This is a genomic window from Variovorax sp. RO1 (assembly GCF_002849325.1).
GTDB lineage: Bacteria > Pseudomonadota > Gammaproteobacteria > Burkholderiales > Burkholderiaceae_C > Variovorax.
Genome location: NZ_PKMT01000003.1, coordinates 326024 through 345161, shown reverse-complemented (window position 1 = coordinate 345161; position 19138 = coordinate 326024). Strand labels below are relative to the sequence as shown.

Below are 19138 nucleotides of genomic sequence, written 5' to 3'. Positions count from 1 at the left end.
GAGGCCATCGGGGACGTGGGGTGGATACCTTCGATCAGTTCAGCAGCGCGCCGCGCAGCGCCCCGGCGCCGTCGAGCGCGAGGCTGGCGCGGTACTGGGCCGGCGGCAGGCCGAACCAGCGCTTGCAGGCGCGAAAGAAGTTGCTGACGTCCACGAAGCCCAGCCGGTCGGCCACGTCCGCGAGCGTGTGGCGCTGTTCGGCCAGGTACTGCTTGGCGAGTTCGCGGCGCGTGCGGTCGAGCAGCGCCTGGAACGACACCGACTCTTCCTGCAAGCGGCGCTGCAGGGTGCGGTCGGCCAGCCCGAGGCCCGAGGCCACGTCCTGGCGGCGCGGCTCGCCGTGCTGCAGCCGGCGCGCGATCTCGGCGCACACCAGGCTGGCGGTGGTGGTCTGGCCCAGCAGGTTGAGCTGGTCGTCGAGCAGGTGCTCCTGCATCTCGCCCAGCGCCGCGTGGTGGGTCGGCAGCGGCATCGTCATGTCGGCCGACGACAGCAGCAGGCGGTTGGCGGGCGCGTTGAAGCGGATCTCGCAGCCGAAGGCCTCGCGGTGCAGCCGGTCGTTGGCCGGCGGCGGGTAGACGAACTCCATGGCCAGCGGTTGCAGCTCGCGCCGCGTGAGCCACTGGCACTGCATGAAGACGGTGAGCAGGGCGTACTCGACGCGCTGGCGCGGAATCGGCAGCGTGCCGCCGGTGTGCTCCATGACCATCCAGCAGCCGCGCGCGTCGGACTGCAGCGAGAAGGCGGTGGCGTCGGAGATCACGGCCATGTAGCGCGTGAGCCGGGTGAGCGCCGCGCCCAGGTTGGGGCTGCAGGCCATGGCGTGGCCCACGGTGCCCAGTTTGCTGTGCGTGGCGGCCAGGTCGCGGTCCAGGCCCAGCGTGGGCCGGCCGGCGTGCGCCACGGCCACCTGCCACAGCACTGAGATCTCGTCGACCGGGAAGCGCGCGTTCTGGCGGTGCAGGGAATCAGGGTCGAAGCCGGCGTCGCGCAGCAGCGAGGGCACGTGCAGCCCCTCGGCCTGGAACATCGACAGCACACCCTCCAGCCACGCGGCCGAGCTGGTGCGCAGCTCCGGCTGCGGGCAACCGGGGCGGCGCGACGGCCGGCGCGTATGGCGCGGCAGGGAGGCTTCTGAAGTCATTCGATTGGCTCGCTTGCGATAGCGGTGAAAACGGCGCCGGTTCCTAGAATTTTTCCAGTGCACAGCGGCCCCGCAGTATGGGCGGCGCGCACCGAGCCAGGAATTCCGATTAACCCGGTGTGGAGACAAAACATGAAGACAAAGACAACAGCACAAAACCAGGGTGCGGCAGGACAGACGGCGATGGCGCGCGCCATTGCAACGGTGGCCACGCTGGCCGCCGCGGCGGCGCTCGCGGCCTGTGGCGGCGGCTCGTCGGGGTCGCCAGGCTTCCCGATCCTGCCGCCTGCACCGGCGCCGGCACCGGCCCCCGCTCCAGCGCCCGCCGCCGACGGCCCCATGGTGCGCCAGACCACCGCCGGCAAGGTCGAGGGCGTGGACGACAGCGCCAAGACCGGCACCTGGTCCTGGAAGGGTGTTCCGTTCGCCCAGCCGCCGGTCGGCGCGCTGCGCTGGCGCGCACCGGTCGAGCCCGAGGCCTGGACCGGCATCCGCCCGGCCAAGGCCTTCGGCAATGCCTGCCTGCAGATTGGCCGGCTCTTCAGCCCCGGCACCAGCAACACCTACGACGCCACCATCGGCACCAACCTGGGCAAGCCGGTCGGCAGCGAAGACTGCCTGTTCGTCAACATCTGGCGTCCGGCCACCACCGACAAGAACCTGCCGGTGCTGTTGTTCATCCACGGCGGCAGCAATATCTCGGGCTACACGGCCGATCCGCTGTACGACGGCGCGGCGCTGGCCAAGGCCACCAACGCGGTGGTCATCACCGCCAGCTACCGGCTGGGCATCCTGGGCTTCCTGAACGTGCCGCAGCTGCGGCCGGGTGGCACGGCGGGCGACGACTCGGGCAATTTCGCGCTGCTGGACAACATGGCGGCGCTGCGCTTCATTCAAGGCAATGTCGCCAACTTCGGCGGCGACCCGGGCAACGTCACGCTGTCGGGCGAATCGGCCGGTGCGACCAACCTGCTGTCGGTGATGACCTCGCCGATGGCCAAGGGCCTGTTCCACAAGGCCTTCGAGATGAGCGGCGGCATTTCGCTCGCGACCAACCTGCCGGCAAGGACACTGCCTTCGCTGCAGCCGGTGTCGGTGTCGCTGACGCAGGGCCAGACGATCCTCGAAAAGCTGCTCGTCGCCGACGGCACCGTGGCCGACGACGCCGCGGCCAAGGTGTACATCGGCACGCGCACGCCGGCGCAGATCGCCGAGTACCTGCGTGCGCAGGAGGGCGGGGCGCTGCTGACCAAGGCCACTGCAGCCGGGCAGGGCAACGTTGCGCCCATTCCCGATGGCACGGTGTTGCCGGCGGACCCGATCGGCGCCATCGCGGCCGACAAGTACGTCAAGGTGCCCATGCTCGCGGGCAACACGCGCGACGAAGGCAAGCTCTTCGCGTCGCTGCTGGGATCGCTGGGCATCCCGGGCCTGAAGGCGGGCTGGATCGTCAAGGACGACGCACGCTTCTCGATGATGTTCAACTTCAACCCGGACGCCGCCCCCACGCTCACGGTGAACGACATCATCGATCCGTCCTACCTCCCGGTAGGCACGCCGGGCACGGGCTACAACGCGGCCACCGACATCGTCACGCAGGGCCTGTTCGGCGCCAACCGCGACAACCTGCTCAACACCATGAAGATGCGCCAGTCGAACATCTGGCACTACCGCCTCGACTGGTCGCAGGAGGCCGCGCCGTGGAACGACGTGTACGGCGCCGCGCACGCCTTCGACCTGCCGTTCGTGTTCGGCAATTTCGAGGGCTCGTTGCTCAGCAACGTGATGGGCGGCAAGGCCAACGAGAAGGGGCGCGTGGCGCTGTCGAAGGCCGTCATGGCCAGCGTCGGTGCCTTCATGCGCAACGGCGATCCGAACACGCCCGAATTGGGTGCGACGTGGGGAACGTGGCCTTCGCAGATGCTGTTGGATGCCACGCCGACGGCCGCCAAGATCACGCCGGTGACGGTCCCTTGAAGAGCCGCTTCGTTCAATCATGCAGTGCGGGTTTGTGTCATTGTGCAAGTGGCCGAAGCTTGCGTGAATCTCTCGTTCGCAAAGCTTTTTGAAGTCATTTCACATAGGAGTCCGTAGATGCTGGGTTTGATGCAAGACCAACCGCTTTTGATCTCGTCGCTGATCGAGTTCGTCGAGCGCCACAACGGCGACGGCGAGATCGTCTCGCGTCGTGTCGAGGGTGATATCCACCGCTGCACCTGGAGCGACATCGCATCGCGCGCCAGGCAGGTGGCCAACGCGCTGGACGGCGAGCAACTGCTGTTCAGCGACCGCATCGCCACCCTGGCCTGGAACGGCTACCGCCACCTGGAGCTGTACTACGGCGTGAGCGGCAGCGGCCGCGTGCTGCACACCATCAACCCGCGCCTGCACCCCGACCAGATCGCGTGGATCGCCAACCATGCCGAAGACCAGATCCTGTGCTTCGACCTGAGCTTCCTGCCGCTCGTGCAGGCGGTGCATGCGCGTTGTCCCACGATCCGGAAATGGGTTGCACTGTGTGATGCCGACAAGCTGCCGGCCGACAGCGGCGTGCCCAACCTCGTGAGCTACGAAGCCTGGATGGGCGCGCAGTCCACCGACTACGACTGGCCCACCTTCGACGAGAACTCGGCCTCGAGCATGTGCTACACGAGCGGCACCACGGGCAACCCGAAGGCCGCGCTGTACAGCCACCGCTCGACCATGCTGCATGCCTACGCCGCCGCGCTGCCCGACGTCATGCGCATCTCGGCGCAAGACTCGGTGCTGCCGGTGGTGCCGATGTTCCACGTCAACGCCTGGGGCATCCCGTACTCGGCCGCGCTGGTGGGCTGCAAGCTCGTGTTCCCGGGTCCGTCGCTGGACGGCAAGTCGGTGTACGAACTCATCGAAGCCGAAGGCGTGACCTTCGCGGCCGGCGTGCCCACCGTGTGGCAGATGATGCTGGGCCACATGCAGGCCAACGACCTGAAGTTCAGCAAGCTCAACCGCACCGTCATCGGCGGCTCGGCCTGCCCGCCGGCCATGATCACGGCGTTCCAGGAGAAGTTCAACGTCGAAGTGCTGCATGCCTGGGGCATGACCGAGATGAGCCCGCTGGGCACGCTGTGCACGCTGAAGAACAAGCACCTGTCGCTGCCCGCCGACGCGCAGCTGCAGATCCGCATGAAGCAGGGCCGCGCCATCTTCGGCGTGGACATGAAGATCGTCGACGGCAACGGCGACGAGCTGCCCTGGGACGGCAAGGCCTACGGCGACCTGTTGGTCAAGGGCCCCTGGGTCGTCAAGGAGTACTACAAGGGCGAGGGCGGCAACCCGCTGGTCGCCGACGGCGCGGGCCGGGGCTGGTTCCCCACCGGTGACGTGGCCACCATCGATGCCGAGGGCTACCTGCAGATCACCGACCGCAGCAAGGACGTGATCAAGTCCGGCGGCGAATGGATCAGCTCCATCGAGATCGAGAACATCGCCGTCGCGCACCCGGCCATTGCCATGGCGGCCTGCATCGGCGTGTTCCATCCCAAGTGGGACGAGCGTCCGATCATTGCCGTCGTGAAGAAGCCCGGCGCCGAAGTCACCCGCGAGGAGCTGCTGAAGTTCTACGAGGGCAAGACCGCCAAGTGGCAGATTCCTGACGACGTGGTGTTCGTCGAGGCCATTCCGATCGGCGCCACCGGCAAGATTCTGAAGACCAAGCTTCGCGAATTGCTCAAGGACTACAAGCTGCCGGGCCTCTGAAGCACGGCCAAAGCCCACCCGCACTGTCGCGCACGCGATAGGAAGGCTGCTTCGGCGGCCTTCCTTCCGGGCAATCCCTGTGCGGCGAAGAAAAGGGCGCTTGTACGCTGGCGTCCCCCGGCTCTTTCACTCAGGAGACTCTTCATGTACTTCGGTATCAAGTCAGTGGCAGCCTGTGCCATGTTGGTGAGCGTTTCAGCGTCCTTCGCCCAGAAGGGCGAGACCGTCAAGATCGCCTGGCTCGACCCGCTGTCGGGTCTCATGGCGGCCGTGGGCACCAACCAGCTCAAGACCACGCAGTTCCTGGCGGAGGAGTTCAACAAGAAGAATGCCTCGGGCGTGAAGTTCGAGATCATCGCGATCGACAACAAGCTCAGCCCGCAGGAGACCACCGCCGCGCTGCGCTCGGCGCAGGACCAGGGCGCGCGCTACATCACCCAGGGCAACGGCTCGGGCCCGGCGCTCGCGATCATCGACGCCGTCGAGAAGAACAATGCGCGCAATCCCGGCAAGGAACTGCTCTACCTGAACTACGCGGCGGTCGATCCCGACCTCACCAACAGCAAGTGCAGCTACTGGCACTTCCGCCTCGATGCCGACACCTCCATGAAGATGGAAGCGCTGACCACCTGGATGAAGGACCAGACCGACATCAAGAAGGTCTACATCCTCGGCCAGAACTACGCGCACGGCGTGCAGGTGTCCAAGTACGCCAAGGAAGACCTGAAGGTCAAGCGCCCCGACATCCAGATCGTGGGCGACGACCTGCACCCGCTCGCGCAGGTGCGCGATTTCTCGCCGTACATCGCCAAGATCAAGGCCTCGGGCGCCGACACCGTCATCACCGGCAACTGGGGCTCCGACCTCTCGCTGCTCATCAAGGCGGCCAACGACTCGGGGCTGGACGTCAAGTTCCTCACCTACTACGCACCGGGCGCCGGCACGCCCACGGCCATGGGCGCCACCTCGGCAGGCAAGGTCTACACCGTGGCCTATGCCCACTACAACATGGGCGGCGAAATCCAGAAGCTGCTGACCGGCTACAAGAAGAAGATGAACGACGACCTGACGCAGTCGTCGATCTATCACACGTTCGCACTGCTCGATGCCGCCTTCGTGCAGACCAAGTCGACCGACCCCGTCAAGGTGGCCGCGGCGCTCGAGGGCATGAAGATCAAGAGCTTCAACGGCGAGGTCGAGATGCGCAAGGCCGATCACCAGCTGCAGCAGGGCCTGTACATCTCGCGCTGGGAGAAGGCCAGCGCCAAGTACCCCTACGACGCCGAGAACACCGGCTACACCAACGTTCCCGTGAAGTATTACGAGTCGTATGTGGCGAGCACGCCCACGACCTGCCAGATGAAGCGCCCCTAGGCGTCTTTGTGAACGCATTTCCTACCCATCGGTAGAAGAAACCTACCGATGGGTAGCAAATCAGGAAATGCACTGTCGCCTGCGCGATAGATACGTGCCCTTGCCGCCCCTTTCTTACGGGCATTCCCTGAGGGGTGGGGTGGCAAAGACTTGTACGCTTGTGCAGCGTTTTTGATATCGGTTTGACCAGGAGATATAGATTGAAGTTTGCTCTGAAGATCGCTACCGCCGCCGTGCTCGCGGCAACTGCCGCCGGTGCATTTGCCCAGAAGGGTGAGACCGTCAAGATCGCGTGGCTCGACCCGCTGTCGGGCCTGATGGCGGCGGTCGGTACCAACCAGCTCAAGACCTTCCAGTTCCTGGCCGAAGAGTTCAACAAGAAGAACGTGGCCGGCGTGAAGTTCGAGGTCATCGGCATCGACAACAAGCTCAGCCCGCAGGAAACCACCGCCGCGCTGCGCTCGGCCATGGACCAGGGCGCACGCTACGTGGTGCAGGGCAACGGCTCCGGCCCGGCGCTGGCCATCATGGACGCGCTCGAGAAGCACAACGCCCGCAACCCGGGCAAGGAAGTCGTGTACTTCAACTACGCGGCCGTCGACCCTGACCTGACCAACAGCAAGTGCAGCTACTGGCACTTCCGCCTCGACGCCGACACCTCCATGAAGATGGAAGCGCTGACCACCTTCATGAAGGACCAGGCCGACATCAAGAAGGTCTACCTGATCAACCAGAACTACTCGCACGGCCAGCAGGTCTCGAAGTACGCCAAGGACAACCTCAAGACCAAGCGCCCCGACGTGCAGATCGTCGGCGACGACCTGCACCCGCTGGCCCAGGTGCGCGACTTCGCGCCCTACATCGCCAAGATCAAGGCTTCGGGTGCCGACACGGTCATCACCGGCAACTGGGGTTCCGACCTCGCGCTGCTCATCAAGTCGGCCAACGACGCAGGCCTGAACGTCAAGTTCTACACCTACTACGCCGTGACCAACGGCACGCCGACCGCCATGGGCGCGGCCTCGGACGGCAAGGTCTACATGGTGGGCTACAGCCACTACAACGCGCCGGGCCCGATCGCGCCGATGATGAACGAGTTCAAGAAGCGCTTCAACGAAGACCTGTACACGACGTCGCCGTACACCGTGTACGCGATGCTCGCCGAAGCCTTCGTGCGCACCAAGTCGACCGACCCCGTCAAGGTGGCCGCCGCCATGGAAGGCATGAAGTTCAAGAGCTTCAACGGCGACGTCGAGATGCGCAAGTCCGACCACCAGCTGCAGCAGGGCCTGTGGATCACGCGCTGGCAGAAGGCCGACGCGAAGAGCCCGTACAGCCCGGAAAACACCGGCTACACGCTGGCACCGGTCAAGTACTACGAGCCCTACGTCTCGAGCACGCCCACGTCGTGCCAGATGAAGCGACCCGGCGGCGCCTCCTGATCGGCGTCTGATCGCCCCCTGACCGGTCGAGGCCCGACTTCAACACTCGGGCCTCTTTCTTTTTCAACCGACACGGAAGACCGATGAACGTCGAATTCTTCGTCATCTCACTGCTCAACGGCGTCAGCTACGGCTTGCTGTTGTTCATGCTGAGCTCTGGCCTTACGCTGATCTTCAGCATGATGGGTGTGCTCAACTTTGCACACGCCAGCTTCTACATGCTGGGCGCCTATTTCGCCTACACCCTGTCGGGCCTCGTCGGCTTCTGGCCGGCCCTCATCCTGTCGCCGCTGCTGGTGGGCGCACTGGGGGCGGCCTTCGAGCGCTACAGCCTGCGCCGGGTCCACAAGTTCGGCCACGTGCCCGAGCTGCTGGTGACCTTCGGCCTTTCGTACCTCATTCTCGAGCTGGTCCAGCTGGTCTGGGGCCGCTCCACGGTGCCCTACGGCCTGCCCGAAGCACTGCAGGGCCCGCTCTTCACGCTGTACGGCACGCAGTTCCCCAAGTCGCGCTCGTTCATCATGCTGGTGGCGATGCTGATGCTGGTGTCCGTGTGGCTGCTGCTCACGCGCACCCGCATCGGCCTGGTGATCCAGGCGGCGCTGAAGCACCCCGACATGGTCGAGGCGCTGGGCCACAACGTGCCGCGCGTGTTCATGCTGGTGTTCGGCGGCGGTGCCGCGCTCGCCGGCCTGGCGGGCGTGATCGGCGGCAACACCTATGTCACGGAGCCGGCCATGGCCGGTTCGGTCGGCACCATCATCTTCGTGGTGGTGGTCGTCGGCGGCATGGGCTCGCTGGCGGGCGCCTTCCTGGCGTCGCTGCTGATCGGCATCATCCAGACCTTCGCCGTGGCGCTGGACCACTCGCTGGCCACCGCGCTGCAGGCACTGGGCGTGGCCGTGACCGACCAGACCTTCGGCTACGAGCTGCTCAAGCTCACGATCTCGCAGGTCGCGCCGATCCTGCCGTACCTGTTCCTCGTGCTGATCCTCATCTTCCGCCCGAAGGGTCTTCTGGGCACCCGGGAGGACTGACACCATGACCACCGCAACCACCACTTCCCCGACCCCGACGCGGTACTACCGCTTCAAGCCCTGGAACATCGGGCGCTACCTGATCTGGGCGCTGTTCGCGCTGGTGCTGATCATCTCGCCGTTGCTGTTCAAGAGCAGCCTGGCGCTGACGATGCTCTCGCAGATGGGCTACCTGATCATCATCTGCCTGAGCTACAACATCCTGCTGGGGCAGGGCGGCATGCTGAGCTTCGGCCATGCCGTCTACACCGGCCTGGGCTCGTTCATCGCCATCCATGCGATGAACCTGGCGACCAAGGGCGGCCCGACGATTCCGCTGGTGCTCATTCCGCTCGTCGGCGGTCTGGCGGGGATGTTCTTCGCCATCCTGCTGGGCTTCGTGACCACCAAGAAGTCGGGCACCACCTTTGCCATGATCACCATGGGCATCGGCGAGCTCGTGGCCTCGATGGCGCTGATGTTCCCCAGCTTCTTCGGCGGCGAGGGCGGCATCACCACCGACCGCGTGTACGGCCCGACCTTCTTCGGCTTCAACTTCGGTTCGCAGATCCAGGTGTACTACCTGATCGCCGCGTACTGCTTCGTGTGCACCGCGCTCATGTATGCCTTCACCGGCACGCCGCTGGGCCGCATGCTGAACGCGGTGCGCGACAACCCGGAGCGCGTGGAGTTCATCGGCTACAACACGCAGCGCGTGCGCTACTTCGCGTTCATCATCGCGGGCTTCTTCGCCGGCATCGGCGGCGGCCTGGCCTCGATCAACTTCGAGATCGTGAATGCGGCCGACAGCCTGAACGCCATCCGCTCGGGCGGCTACCTGCTGTTCACCTTCCTGGGTGGCGCGGTGTTCTTCTTCGGGCCGATCATCGGCGCGGTGCTGCTGGTGTTTGCCTCGATCCTGCTGTCCGAACTGTCGAAGGCCTGGCAGCTGTACTTCGGCCTGGTGTTCGTGTTCATGGTGATGTTCGCCCCGGGCGGCATCGCGAGCCTGATCATGATGAACCTGCGCGTGGCCAAGTTCGGCAAGTTCAACCGTTTCTGGGGCCTGTACGCCGCGCTCGCCGTGGCACTGGTGCCGGTCGTCATCGGTGCGGCAGCGTTGATCGAGATGATCTATCACATCCAGCTCAACGCGGCGATGGGCCCGGACCTGAAGTTCTTCGGCACCATGCTGAACACGGCGGGCATGAGCAGCTGGCTCGGCGCCATCGCGATCCTGGCCATCGGCCTGGCCGTGCTCGAGGTGGCCCGGCGCCGCTTCGTGCGGGTCTGGGGCCAGGCGCAGGAAGAGATCGAAGCAGAAATCAAACGTCGGGAGGCGGCGTAAATGAGCGCGCAATACGCATTGGAACTGAAGGCGCTGCGCAAGAATTTCGGCAAGACCGAAATCATCCGCGGCGTGGACCTGGCGGTGAAGGCCGGCGAACGCATCGCCGTGATCGGGCCGAACGGCGCGGGCAAGTCGACGCTGTTCAACCTGATCAGCGGGCGGCTCACGCCCACCAGCGGCGAGGTGCTGCTCAACGGCCAGCGCATCGACGGCAAGAAGCCTTACGAAATCAACCGCCTGGGGCTGTCGCGCAGCTTCCAGATCACCAACATCTTCCCGAAGCTCAGCGTCTTCGAGAACCTGCGCTGCGGCGTGCTGTGGAGCCTGGGCTACAAGTACACCTTCCTGCGCTTTCTCTCGAACCTGGACGACGCCAACGCGCGCACCGAAGAGCTCATCAAGCAGATCGGCCTGGAGCGCAAGCGCGACGTGCATGCGGTGAACCTCACCTATGCCGAACAGCGCGCGCTCGAGATCGGCGTGACGATTGCGGGCGGCTCCGGCGTCATCCTGCTGGACGAGCCCACGGCCGGCATGAGCAAGACCGAGACCTCGCACTTCATCTCGCTCATCAAGCACGTCACCGTCGGCAAGACGCTGTTGACGGTGGAGCACGACATGGGCGTGGTCTTCGGGCTGGCCGACAAGATCGCCGTGGTGGTCTACGGCGAAGTCATCGCCTTCGACACGCCCGCGGCAGTTCGGGCCAATGCGCGGGTTCAAGAGGCGTATCTGGGGTCCTCTGTGGCCGATGCACAGGGAGCGGGACACTGACATGCTGAAGCTTCACGACATCCACGCCTACTACGGCAAGAGCCATGTGCTGCATGGCGTTTCCTTCGACGTTCGCCCGGGCGAAATCGTGGCCCTGCTGGGTCGCAACGGCTCGGGCCGCTCGACCACTGCCAAGGCCATCATGGGCCTGGTGCATGCCGAAGGCACGCTGCAGTGGAAGGGCAACGACATCCTGCGTCGCAAGGCCTACGAGATCGCGCACATGGGCATCGGCTACGTGCCCGAAAACCGCGAGATATTCCCGAAGCTCACGGTGCACCAGAACCTGCTCTTGGGGCAGAAGGGCACGGGCAAGGGCAGCCGCTGGCAGTTCGACGACATGTACACCATGTTCCCGCGCCTGAAAGAGCGCCAGCACACCGAGGCCGGCGTGCTCTCGGGCGGCGAGCAGCAGATGCTCACGCTGTGCCGCACGCTCATGGGCGACCCCGACCTGATCATCATCGACGAGCCCACCGAAGGCCTTGCGCCCAAGATCGTCGAGCTGGTGGGGCAATACCTGCGCACGCTGAAGGACAAGGGCATCTCGGTGCTCCTCATCGAGCAGAAGCTCACCATCGCGATGCAGATTTCGGACCGCGCGCTCGTCATGGGCCACGGCAGCATCGTGTTCGACGGAACGCCCGACAGCCTGCGCGCCGACGGCAACACCCGCCGGGAGTGGCTGGAAGTCTGATCCAGCCGGGAGTCCGGGCTACGCCCCGGATTCCCCTTGTCCCGACAGCGACTGCGTGCCATTGTTGCGTCGCGCAAAACGCCTAGAATCTTCGAAAAAGAACACTCGTGCTTTTTCTTCTTTTTCTTCACACACCAAGGAACGCAGCATGACGGCTGAATACAAAGTGCTCGGCGATGTCGCCGTGATCACCCTGACCAACCCGCCGGTCAACGGTCTCGGCTTCTCGACACGCATCGGCATCACCGACGGCCTGTCCAAGGCCAATGCCGACAACGCCGTCAAGGCCATCGTCATCACCGGCGCCGGCAAGGCGTTCTCGGGCGGTGCGGACATCAAGGAATTCGGCACGCCCAAGGCGCTGCAAGAGCCCAACCTGCTGAGCGTGATCCTCTCGCTCGAAGCCTCTCCCAAGCCCGTCGTCGCAGCCATCCACTCCGTGTGCATGGGCGGCGGCCTTGAGCTGGCGCTCGGCTGCCACTACCGCGTGGCCGCTCCGGGCACCAGCGTGGCACTGCCTGAAGTCAAGCTCGGCCTGCTGCCGGGCGCCGGTGGCACGCAGCGCCTGCCGCGCGTGCTCGGCGTGGAAACCGCCCTGAACATGATCGTCAGCGGCGAGCCGGTGAAGAGCGAACTGCTCGCCAGCCTGCCGGGCCAGAAGCTGTTCGACAAGCTGGCTGCGTCGGCCGAATCGGTGTTCGACGAAGCCGTCGAATTTGCCAAGTCGGTCGCTGCCAAGGGTGGCGAGCTGCCGCTGGTGCGCAACCTGCCGTGCAAGCACCCGCAAGGCGATGCCTACTTCCAGTTCGCGAAGAACATGGTCGGCGGCATGTCGAAGAACTACCCCGCGCCGCTGAAGTGCGTCGATGCCGTGCAGGCCGCGACCAAGATGAAGTTCGACGACGGCATGGCCGAAGAGCGGCGTCTCTTCACTGCGCTGATGTTCACGCCCGAATCGCTGGCCCTGCGCCACCTGTTCATGGCCGAGCGCGCCGCGAGCAAGATTCCTGACGTGCCCGAAGACACGCCCAAGCGCGACATCAAGGCCGTGGGCGTGATCGGCGCCGGCACCATGGGCGGCGGCATCTCGATGAACTTCCTGAACGCGGGCATCCCCGTCAAGATCCTCGAGATGAAGCAAGAGGCGCTCGACCGCGGCATTGCCACCATCAAGAAGAACTACGAAGCCCAGGTCAAGAAGGGCAAGCTCAAGCAGGACAAGTACGAGCAACGCATGGCGCTGTTGAGCACCACGCTGAGCTACGACGACCTGAAGGACGCCGACCTCATCATCGAAGCCGTGTTCGAAGAAATCGGCGTCAAGGAAAAGGTCTTCAAGGAACTCGACCGCGTCGCCAAGAAGGGCGCCATCCTGGCTTCCAACACCTCGACGCTCGACGTCGACAAGATCGCCTCCTTCACCGACCGTCCGCAAGACGTGGTCGGCATGCACTTCTTCAGCCCCGCCAACGTGATGAAGCTGCTCGAAGTGGTGCGCGGCAAGGCCACGTCCAAGGACGTGCTGGCCACCGTGATGGCCATCGGCAAGAAGATCAAGAAGACCTCGGTCGTGTCGGGCGTGTGCGACGGCTTCATCGGCAACCGCATGATCGAGCAGTACAGCCGCCAGGCCGGCTTCCTGCTGGACGAAGGCGCGACGCCGCAGCAGGTCGACAAGGCCGTCGAGAAGTTCGGCTTTGCCATGGGTCCGTTCCGCATGGGCGACCTGGCCGGCAACGACATCGGCTGGGCCATTCGCAAGCGCCGCGCCACCGAGCGCGCCGACATGAAGTACAGCCGTACGGCCGACAAGCTCTGCGAACTGGGCCGCTTCGGCCAGAAGACCGGGGCAGGGTGGTACGACTACCAGGCCGGCAAGCGCGACGCCATTCCGTCGGAACTCGTCAACAAGATGATCGAGGACCACCGCAAGGAACTGGGCATCACGCCGCGCAAGATCTCCGACACGGAAATCGTGCAGCGCCTGGTGTTCGCCCTCGTCAACGAAGGCGCGCACATCCTGGAAGACGGCATTGCCTCCAAGTCGGGCGACATCGATATGGTGTACCTCACCGGCTACGGCTTCCCGATCTACCGCGGTGGCCCGATGCACTACGCCTCGCAGGTCGGCCTGTACAACGTGGCCGAAACGATGAAGCGCTTTGCGCAGAACCCGCGCGACGACGCCGAGTTCTGGCAGCCCGCACCGCTGATCCAGAAGCTGGTGGCCGAAGGCAAGTCCTTCAGCTGAGACTGAACTGAACCCAGGATCAAGACCGCCCATGTTGAAACGCATCTTCCTCGGGCTGCTGCTGGTGCTCCTGGCACTCGTGGCGGCCGTGGCGGTCAAGACCTGGACCACGCCATCGCAGCAACTCGCGGTGGCGCCCGCACCCAAGCTGGACATCGATCTGCAGGCAGCCGCCAAACGGCTGTCCACGGCGATCACGTTCCGCACGGTGTCGAGCATGGACGACTCGGCGGCCAACGCGGCCGAGTTCGACAAGCTCCACGCTTATCTCGAACAGCAGTACCCCAAGGTCCACGCCACCCTGAAGAAGGAAGTCGTGGGCAACAAGGCGCTGCTCTACACATGGACCGGCACCGACCTGTCCGCCAAACCCATCGCGCTGATGGCGCACCAGGACATGGTGCCCATCGCCCCCGGCACTGAAAAAGCCTGGACGGTCGACCCCTTCGCCGGCGAGATCAAGGACGGTTTCGTCTGGGGCCGCGGCACGCTCGACAACAAGAGCAATCTTTTCGCGCAGATGGAAGCCATCGAGCTGCTCATCGGCGCCGGCTTCAAGCCGAAGCAGACTGTCTACCTGGTGATGGGCGACGACGAAGAGGTGAGCGGCCTGCGCGGTGCGCTGCCCATCGCCGAACTGCTCAAGTCGCGCAACGTGCGCCTGGACTGGGTGCTCGACGAAGGCCTGCTGGTGCTCGACGGCGTGCTGCCCGGCCTGAGCAAGCCCGCGGCGCTCATCGGCTTGGCCGAGAAGGGCTACGGCACGTTCTTCTTGTCGCTCGACACCGCCCCCGGCCATTCGTCGATGCCGCCGCAACACAGCGCCATCGGCAGCATGAGCGCAGCGCTCGCGCGGCTCGAAGCCAACCCGATGCCCGGCGGCATCAAGGGCGTGGCCGGCCAGATGTTCGGTGCGCTGGCGCCCGAAATGAGCGGCGTCAACCGCGTGATGCTGTCCAACCTGTGGCTCACCGAGTCGCTGGTGCGCGGCCAGCTCGAGAAGAGCCCGAGCAACAACGCCATGCTGCGCACGACCACGGCGCTGACCATCGTGCGCGCCGGCAACAAGGACAACGTGCTGCCCGGCCGCGCCGAGGCGGCCGTCAACTTCCGCATCCTGCCGGGCGACAGCATCGCAAGCGTCGAGGCGCACCTGCGCAAGACGCTGGCCAACGACGACATCAAGATCAAGCAGTACCCCGGCAACTCGGAGCCGTCGCCCGTGTCGCCGACCGACAGCACCGGCTACCGCGCGATCCAGCAGGCCGTGCGCCAGAGCTTCCCCGACGCCGTGGTGGCGCCCGGCCTCATGACCGCCGCCACCGATTCCCGCCACTTCAGCCTCGTGAGCGACGCCGTCTTCCGCTTCTCGCCGTTCCGCGTGAAGAGCGAGGACCTGGCGCGCTTCCACGGCAACAACGAACGCCTGGCCATCTCGAACTACGGCGAGATGATCGGCTTCTATCACCAGCTCCTGAGCAACACCCACGCTGCTCCGGCGCAATGACGACCTCGTCTTTTCCCTCTTTTCCCTTCCATCTTCAAAGGACCTCACCATGACCAGCGCCGTCATCGTTTCCACCGCCCGCACGCCGCTCGCGAAGAGCTGGAAGGGTGCCTTCAACATGACGCACGGCGCCACGCTGGGCGGCCATGCCGTGCAGCACGCGGTGCAGCGCGCCGGCATCGACCCGGCTTCGGTCGACGACGTCATCATGGGTTGCGCCACGCCTGAAGGCGCCACCGGCTCCAACATCGCGCGCCAGATCGCACTGCGCGCCGGCCTGCCGGTCACCACCTCGGGCATGACCATCAACCGCTTCTGCTCGTCGGGCCTGCAGACCATCGCCACGGCCGCCCAGCGCATCATCGCGGGCGAGGGCGAGGTGTACGTGGCCGGCGGCGTCGAGAGCATCTCGTGCGTGCAGAACGAAGCCAACACGCACATGCTGGCCGACCCGTGGCTCGTGAAGCACAAGCCCGAGATCTACTGGAACATGCTGCAGACCGCCGAGCAGGTTGCCAAGCGCTACAACATCGGCCGCGATGCCATGGACGAGTACGGCGCACAGAGCCAGCAGCGCGCCACCGCCGCGCTCGAAGCGGGCCTGTTCAAGGCAGAAATCGCCCCCATCACCGTGCTGGCCGGCGTGGCCGACCCCGTGATGGGCCTGCGCACCAAGGAAGTCACGATCGAGAACGACGAAGGCATTCGTCCCGGCACCACCAAGGAAGGCATCAGCGGCATCCGCCCGGCCATGCCCGGCGGCCTGATCTCGGCCGGCAACGCCAGCCAGTTCTCGGACGGCGGCGGCGCCTGCGTGCTGGTCGACGAGAAGTACGCACAACAGAAGGGCCTGGCGCCCATCGGCCGTTTCCTCGGCTTCGCCGTGGCCGGCTGCGAGCCTGACGAAATGGGCATCGGCCCGGTCTTCGCCATTCCCAAGGTGCTCAAGCGCCTGGGCCTCACGGTCAACGACATCGACCTGTGGGAACTGAACGAAGCCTTCGCCGTGCAGGTCATCTACTGCCGCGACAAGCTGGGCATTCCGGGCGACCGCCTGAACGTGAACGGCGGCGCCATCGCCGTGGGTCACCCCTACGGCGTGAGCGGCCAGCGCCTCACGGGCCACGCGCTCATCGAAGGCAAGCGCCGCGGCGCCAAGAAGGTCGTGGTCACGATGTGCATCGGCGGCGGCATGGGCGCTGCGGGCGTGTTCGAGGTCCTGTAACCATGTCCGGCTTGGGTCCGGACCAGGAGGTCTCGCCCGAAGCCGTCCTGGAATATGGGCGCAGCGTGCTCGCCGCGCAGCCCTTCAGCGTGCTGATCGGCGCCGAGCTGCACGCCCTCGCGCCGGGCCATGCCGAGCTTCAGCTGCCGCTCACCGCGCAACTGAAGCAGCAGCACGGTTTCGCCCATGGCGGCATCGTGAGCTACATGGCCGACAACGCGCTGACCTTTGCGGGCGGCAGCGCCTTGCGCGTGCCGGTCGTGACCTCCGAATTCAAGATCAACTACGTGCGGCCCGCCATCGGCCAGCGGCTGATTGCGCGCGCCCGGGCCGTCCACACCGGCAGCTCGCAGGCCGTGTGCACCTGCGAGGTGGTGGCGGTGGCCGACGACGGCACCGAGAAGCTCTGCGCGCTGGCGCAGGGCACCATCGCCACGCTGCCCGATTCCCCGAAGAAGAAGACTTCGACACCCGCGAAGTCGTAGCCTGAAGAAGACATCACCATGAGCCTGCGTCCCACCCTCGACTTTCTGCTTTACGACTGGCTCGACGCCGAGAAGCTCAACCAGAGCGAGCGTTTTGCCGACCACTCGCGCGAGACCTTCGACGCCGTGCTCGACACCTGCGAGCGCATTGCGCGCGAAAAATACGCGCCGTTCAACCGCACCGTCGACACGCAGGAGCCGCATTTCGACGGCGAGAAGGTCATCCTGCCGCAGGCCACGCACGACGCGCACAAGGCCTTCGTCGAGTCCGGAATGATGAGCGCCGCGCAAGACTACGACATTGGCGGCATGCAGCTGCCCTACACGGTGCAGGCCGCGGCCAACAGCTTCTTCGCGATGGCCTCGGTGAGCATCGGCTCGAACATGCTCACCAGCGGCAACGCGAATCTGCTCATGGTGCACGGCACCGAGATGCAGAAAGAGGTGTTCGCCAAGAACGAATTTTCGGGCCGCTGGGCCGGCACCATGTGCCTGTCGGAGCCGCAGGCCGGCTCGTCGCTGAGCGACGTGGCCACGCGTGCCGTGCCGGATGGCGCCGACTATCAAGACGACCCACTGGGCCCACGCTTTCGCCTCACGGGCAACAAGATGTGGATCTCGGCCGGCGACCACGAGCTGACCGAGAACATCGTGCACATCGTGCTCGCCAAGATCCCCGACGAGAACGGCAAGCTGGTGCCGGGCACGCGTGGCATTTCGCTGTTCATCGTGCCCAAGCGCATGGTGGACACGCAGGGCGAACTCACGGGCGAACGCAACGACGTGGCGCTGGCCGGCCTGAACCACAAGCTCGGCTGGCGCGGCACCACCAACACGCTGCTGAATTTCGGCGAAGGCAAGTACCCGGTCGGCGGCAAGGCCGGCGCGGTGGGCTACCTCGTCGGCTCGCCCGGCAAGGGCCTGCATTGCATGTTCCACATGATGAACGAGGCCCGCATCGGCGTCGGCACCGCCGCCACCATGCTCGGCATGGCCGGCTACTACGCCTCGCTCGACTACGCCAAGAGCCGCCCGCAGGGCCGGCTCGTGAAGAAGCCTGAAGCGGCCGGCGTCGCCGTGGTGAAGGACTCGGCCGCGCCGCAGGTGCGCATCATCGAGCACGCCGACGTGCGCCGCATGCTGCTGGCCCAGAAGGCGTACTGCGAGGGCGCGCTGGCGCTGGAGTTGTACTGCGCCCGCCTGGTCGACACGCAGAAGACCGGCGACGCGCAGACGGCCGACGATGCCCGCCTGCTGCTGGAGGTGCTCACGCCCATCGCCAAGAGCTGGCCCAGCGAGTGGTGCCTGGAAGCCAATTCGCTGGCGATCCAGGTGCACGGCGGCTACGGCTACACACGCGACTTTCCGGTGGAACAGTACTGGCGCGACAACCGCCTGAACATGATCCACGAGGGCACGCACGGCATCCAGGCGGCCGACCTGCTGGGCCGCAAGGTGCTGATGGAAAAGGGCCGCGGCCTGCAGCTGCTGGCCGGCCGCGTCACCGAGACCATCGGCCGCGCCGCCAAGGTGCCTGCGCTGGCGCCGCACGCCAAGGCGCTGGGTGCCGCGCTGCAGCGCATCGGCAGTGCGACCGAGGCCGCCTGGTCCACGGGCGACCCGGCCGACGCGCTGGCCAACGCCGTGCCCTACATGCAGGCCTTCGGCCACACCGTGCTGGCCTGGCTTTGGCTCGACGTGGCCCTGCGGGCGCTGGAAATCGACGCGCAGAAGGAGAGGGCGGTAACAGCTGGCAAGATCGGCGCCACGGACTACTTCTTCCACTACGAGCTGCCGAAAATCGGTGCCTGGCTCAACGTGGTGGAGAGCCGTGACCCGACCTGTACCGCTTTGCCCGAGGACGCTTTCTGACAATGGCCAACGCCGCCCCGAACTCACCCCCGCCCGCCGCCCCACCGCCGACACCACCCAAGCCGCATGCACGGCTCGAGAAGTGGATCTGGATATTGATCTACGGCGGCCTGTTTCTCGTGATCCTGGGGCTGGCCACGGGCCGCACCGAGCCCGCGCTGGGCTGGTCGATGGCCGTGCCCGGCGGCGTGATCGCCGCGGTGGGCGTCGTGCTCATCTACGTGCGTTCGCGGCTCAAGTAAACAACAAGGCAAGGACCCGA

At 65.7% G+C, this 19138-nt stretch carries 15 protein-coding genes; 14 read left to right on the top strand and 1 reads right to left on the bottom strand.

Annotated elements, in window-relative coordinates:
• Window positions 1-34 precede the first annotated feature (34 nt).
• Window positions 35-1126: an AraC family transcriptional regulator gene (locus tag CY658_RS18530; RefSeq protein ID WP_101491912.1), complete on the bottom strand. Its 1092-nt coding sequence runs from the start codon at window positions 1124-1126 to the stop codon at window positions 35-37.
• 150 nt (window positions 1127-1276) lie between these two features.
• On the opposite strand from CY658_RS18530, the gene CY658_RS18525 reads away from it, so the two are divergent.
• From CY658_RS18525 to CY658_RS18460, 14 genes are all read left to right on the top strand, one after another.
• On the top strand, window positions 1277-3121 hold the full coding sequence (locus CY658_RS18525) for a carboxylesterase/lipase family protein (protein WP_101491601.1): 1845 nt from the start codon (window positions 1277-1279) through the stop codon (window positions 3119-3121).
• A gap of 117 nt (window positions 3122-3238) precedes the next feature.
• Window positions 3239-4882: a 3-(methylthio)propionyl-CoA ligase gene (locus CY658_RS18520; protein ID WP_101491600.1), complete on the top strand. Its 1644-nt coding sequence runs from the start codon at window positions 3239-3241 to the stop codon at window positions 4880-4882.
• A gap of 144 nt (window positions 4883-5026) precedes the next feature.
• Entirely contained in the window at window positions 5027-6256 is a 1230-nt protein-coding gene (locus tag CY658_RS18515; RefSeq protein WP_101491599.1) for a branched-chain amino acid ABC transporter substrate-binding protein, read from the top strand.
• A 200-nt stretch (window positions 6257-6456) separates the two neighbouring features.
• The gene (locus CY658_RS18510) at window positions 6457-7698 is read left to right on the top strand and encodes a branched-chain amino acid ABC transporter substrate-binding protein (protein WP_101491598.1); all 1242 of its coding nucleotides are present in this window, start codon (window positions 6457-6459) and stop codon (window positions 7696-7698) included.
• Window positions 7699-7781: 83 nt separating this feature from the next.
• A complete protein-coding gene (locus CY658_RS18505) occupies window positions 7782-8735 on the top strand; it encodes a branched-chain amino acid ABC transporter permease (protein ID WP_101491597.1) in 954 nt (317 codons plus the stop codon).
• 4 nt (window positions 8736-8739) lie between these two features.
• Complete coding sequence (locus CY658_RS18500) at window positions 8740-10062, top strand: branched-chain amino acid ABC transporter permease (protein WP_101491596.1); 1323 nt, start codon at window positions 8740-8742, stop codon at window positions 10060-10062.
• Window positions 10063-10839, top strand: a complete 777-nt coding sequence (locus CY658_RS18495; RefSeq protein WP_099797038.1) for an ABC transporter ATP-binding protein — start codon at window positions 10063-10065, stop codon at window positions 10837-10839.
• Between the two features lies 1 nt (window position 10840).
• Window positions 10841-11536, top strand: coding sequence for an ABC transporter ATP-binding protein (locus CY658_RS18490; RefSeq protein ID WP_101491595.1), 696 nt, complete (start codon window positions 10841-10843; stop codon window positions 11534-11536).
• Between the two features lie 148 nt (window positions 11537-11684).
• Window positions 11685-13787, top strand: a complete 2103-nt coding sequence (locus CY658_RS18485) for a 3-hydroxyacyl-CoA dehydrogenase NAD-binding domain-containing protein (protein ID WP_101491594.1) — start codon at window positions 11685-11687, stop codon at window positions 13785-13787.
• 31 nt (window positions 13788-13818) lie between these two features.
• Entirely contained in the window at window positions 13819-15294 is a 1476-nt protein-coding gene (locus CY658_RS18480; protein ID WP_101491593.1) for a M20 family peptidase, read from the top strand.
• A 49-nt stretch (window positions 15295-15343) separates the two neighbouring features.
• A complete protein-coding gene (locus tag CY658_RS18475) occupies window positions 15344-16519 on the top strand; it encodes an acetyl-CoA C-acyltransferase (protein ID WP_099797034.1) in 1176 nt (391 codons plus the stop codon).
• Window positions 16520-16521: 2 nt separating this feature from the next.
• Window positions 16522-17004, top strand: a complete 483-nt coding sequence (locus CY658_RS18470) for a PaaI family thioesterase (protein WP_101491592.1) — start codon at window positions 16522-16524, stop codon at window positions 17002-17004.
• Between the two features lie 18 nt (window positions 17005-17022).
• Entirely contained in the window at window positions 17023-18876 is a 1854-nt protein-coding gene (locus tag CY658_RS18465) for an acyl-CoA dehydrogenase (RefSeq protein ID WP_101491591.1), read from the top strand.
• Window positions 18877-18878: 2 nt separating this feature from the next.
• A complete protein-coding gene (locus CY658_RS18460; RefSeq protein ID WP_101491590.1) occupies window positions 18879-19118 on the top strand; it encodes a hypothetical protein in 240 nt (79 codons plus the stop codon).
• Window positions 19119-19138: the final 20 nt, after the last annotated feature.

Coding starts and splice junctions, on each gene's coding strand:
- CY658_RS18525 (WP_101491601.1), top strand. CDS start 1,277: ATGAAGACAAAGACAACAGCACAAAACCAGGGTGCGGCAGGACAGACG.
- CY658_RS18520 (WP_101491600.1), top strand. CDS start 3,239: ATGCTGGGTTTGATGCAAGACCAACCGCTTTTGATCTCGTCGCTGATC.
- CY658_RS18515 (WP_101491599.1), top strand. CDS start 5,027: ATGTACTTCGGTATCAAGTCAGTGGCAGCCTGTGCCATGTTGGTGAGC.
- CY658_RS18505 (WP_101491597.1), top strand. CDS start 7,782: ATGAACGTCGAATTCTTCGTCATCTCACTGCTCAACGGCGTCAGCTAC.
- CY658_RS18500 (WP_101491596.1), top strand. CDS start 8,740: ATGACCACCGCAACCACCACTTCCCCGACCCCGACGCGGTACTACCGC.
- CY658_RS18495 (WP_099797038.1), top strand. CDS start 10,063: ATGAGCGCGCAATACGCATTGGAACTGAAGGCGCTGCGCAAGAATTTC.
- CY658_RS18490 (WP_101491595.1), top strand. CDS start 10,841: ATGCTGAAGCTTCACGACATCCACGCCTACTACGGCAAGAGCCATGTG.
- CY658_RS18485 (WP_101491594.1), top strand. CDS start 11,685: ATGACGGCTGAATACAAAGTGCTCGGCGATGTCGCCGTGATCACCCTG.
- CY658_RS18480 (WP_101491593.1), top strand. CDS start 13,819: ATGTTGAAACGCATCTTCCTCGGGCTGCTGCTGGTGCTCCTGGCACTC.
- CY658_RS18475 (WP_099797034.1), top strand. CDS start 15,344: ATGACCAGCGCCGTCATCGTTTCCACCGCCCGCACGCCGCTCGCGAAG.
- CY658_RS18470 (WP_101491592.1), top strand. CDS start 16,522: ATGTCCGGCTTGGGTCCGGACCAGGAGGTCTCGCCCGAAGCCGTCCTG.
- CY658_RS18465 (WP_101491591.1), top strand. CDS start 17,023: ATGAGCCTGCGTCCCACCCTCGACTTTCTGCTTTACGACTGGCTCGAC.
- CY658_RS18460 (WP_101491590.1), top strand. CDS start 18,879: ATGGCCAACGCCGCCCCGAACTCACCCCCGCCCGCCGCCCCACCGCCG.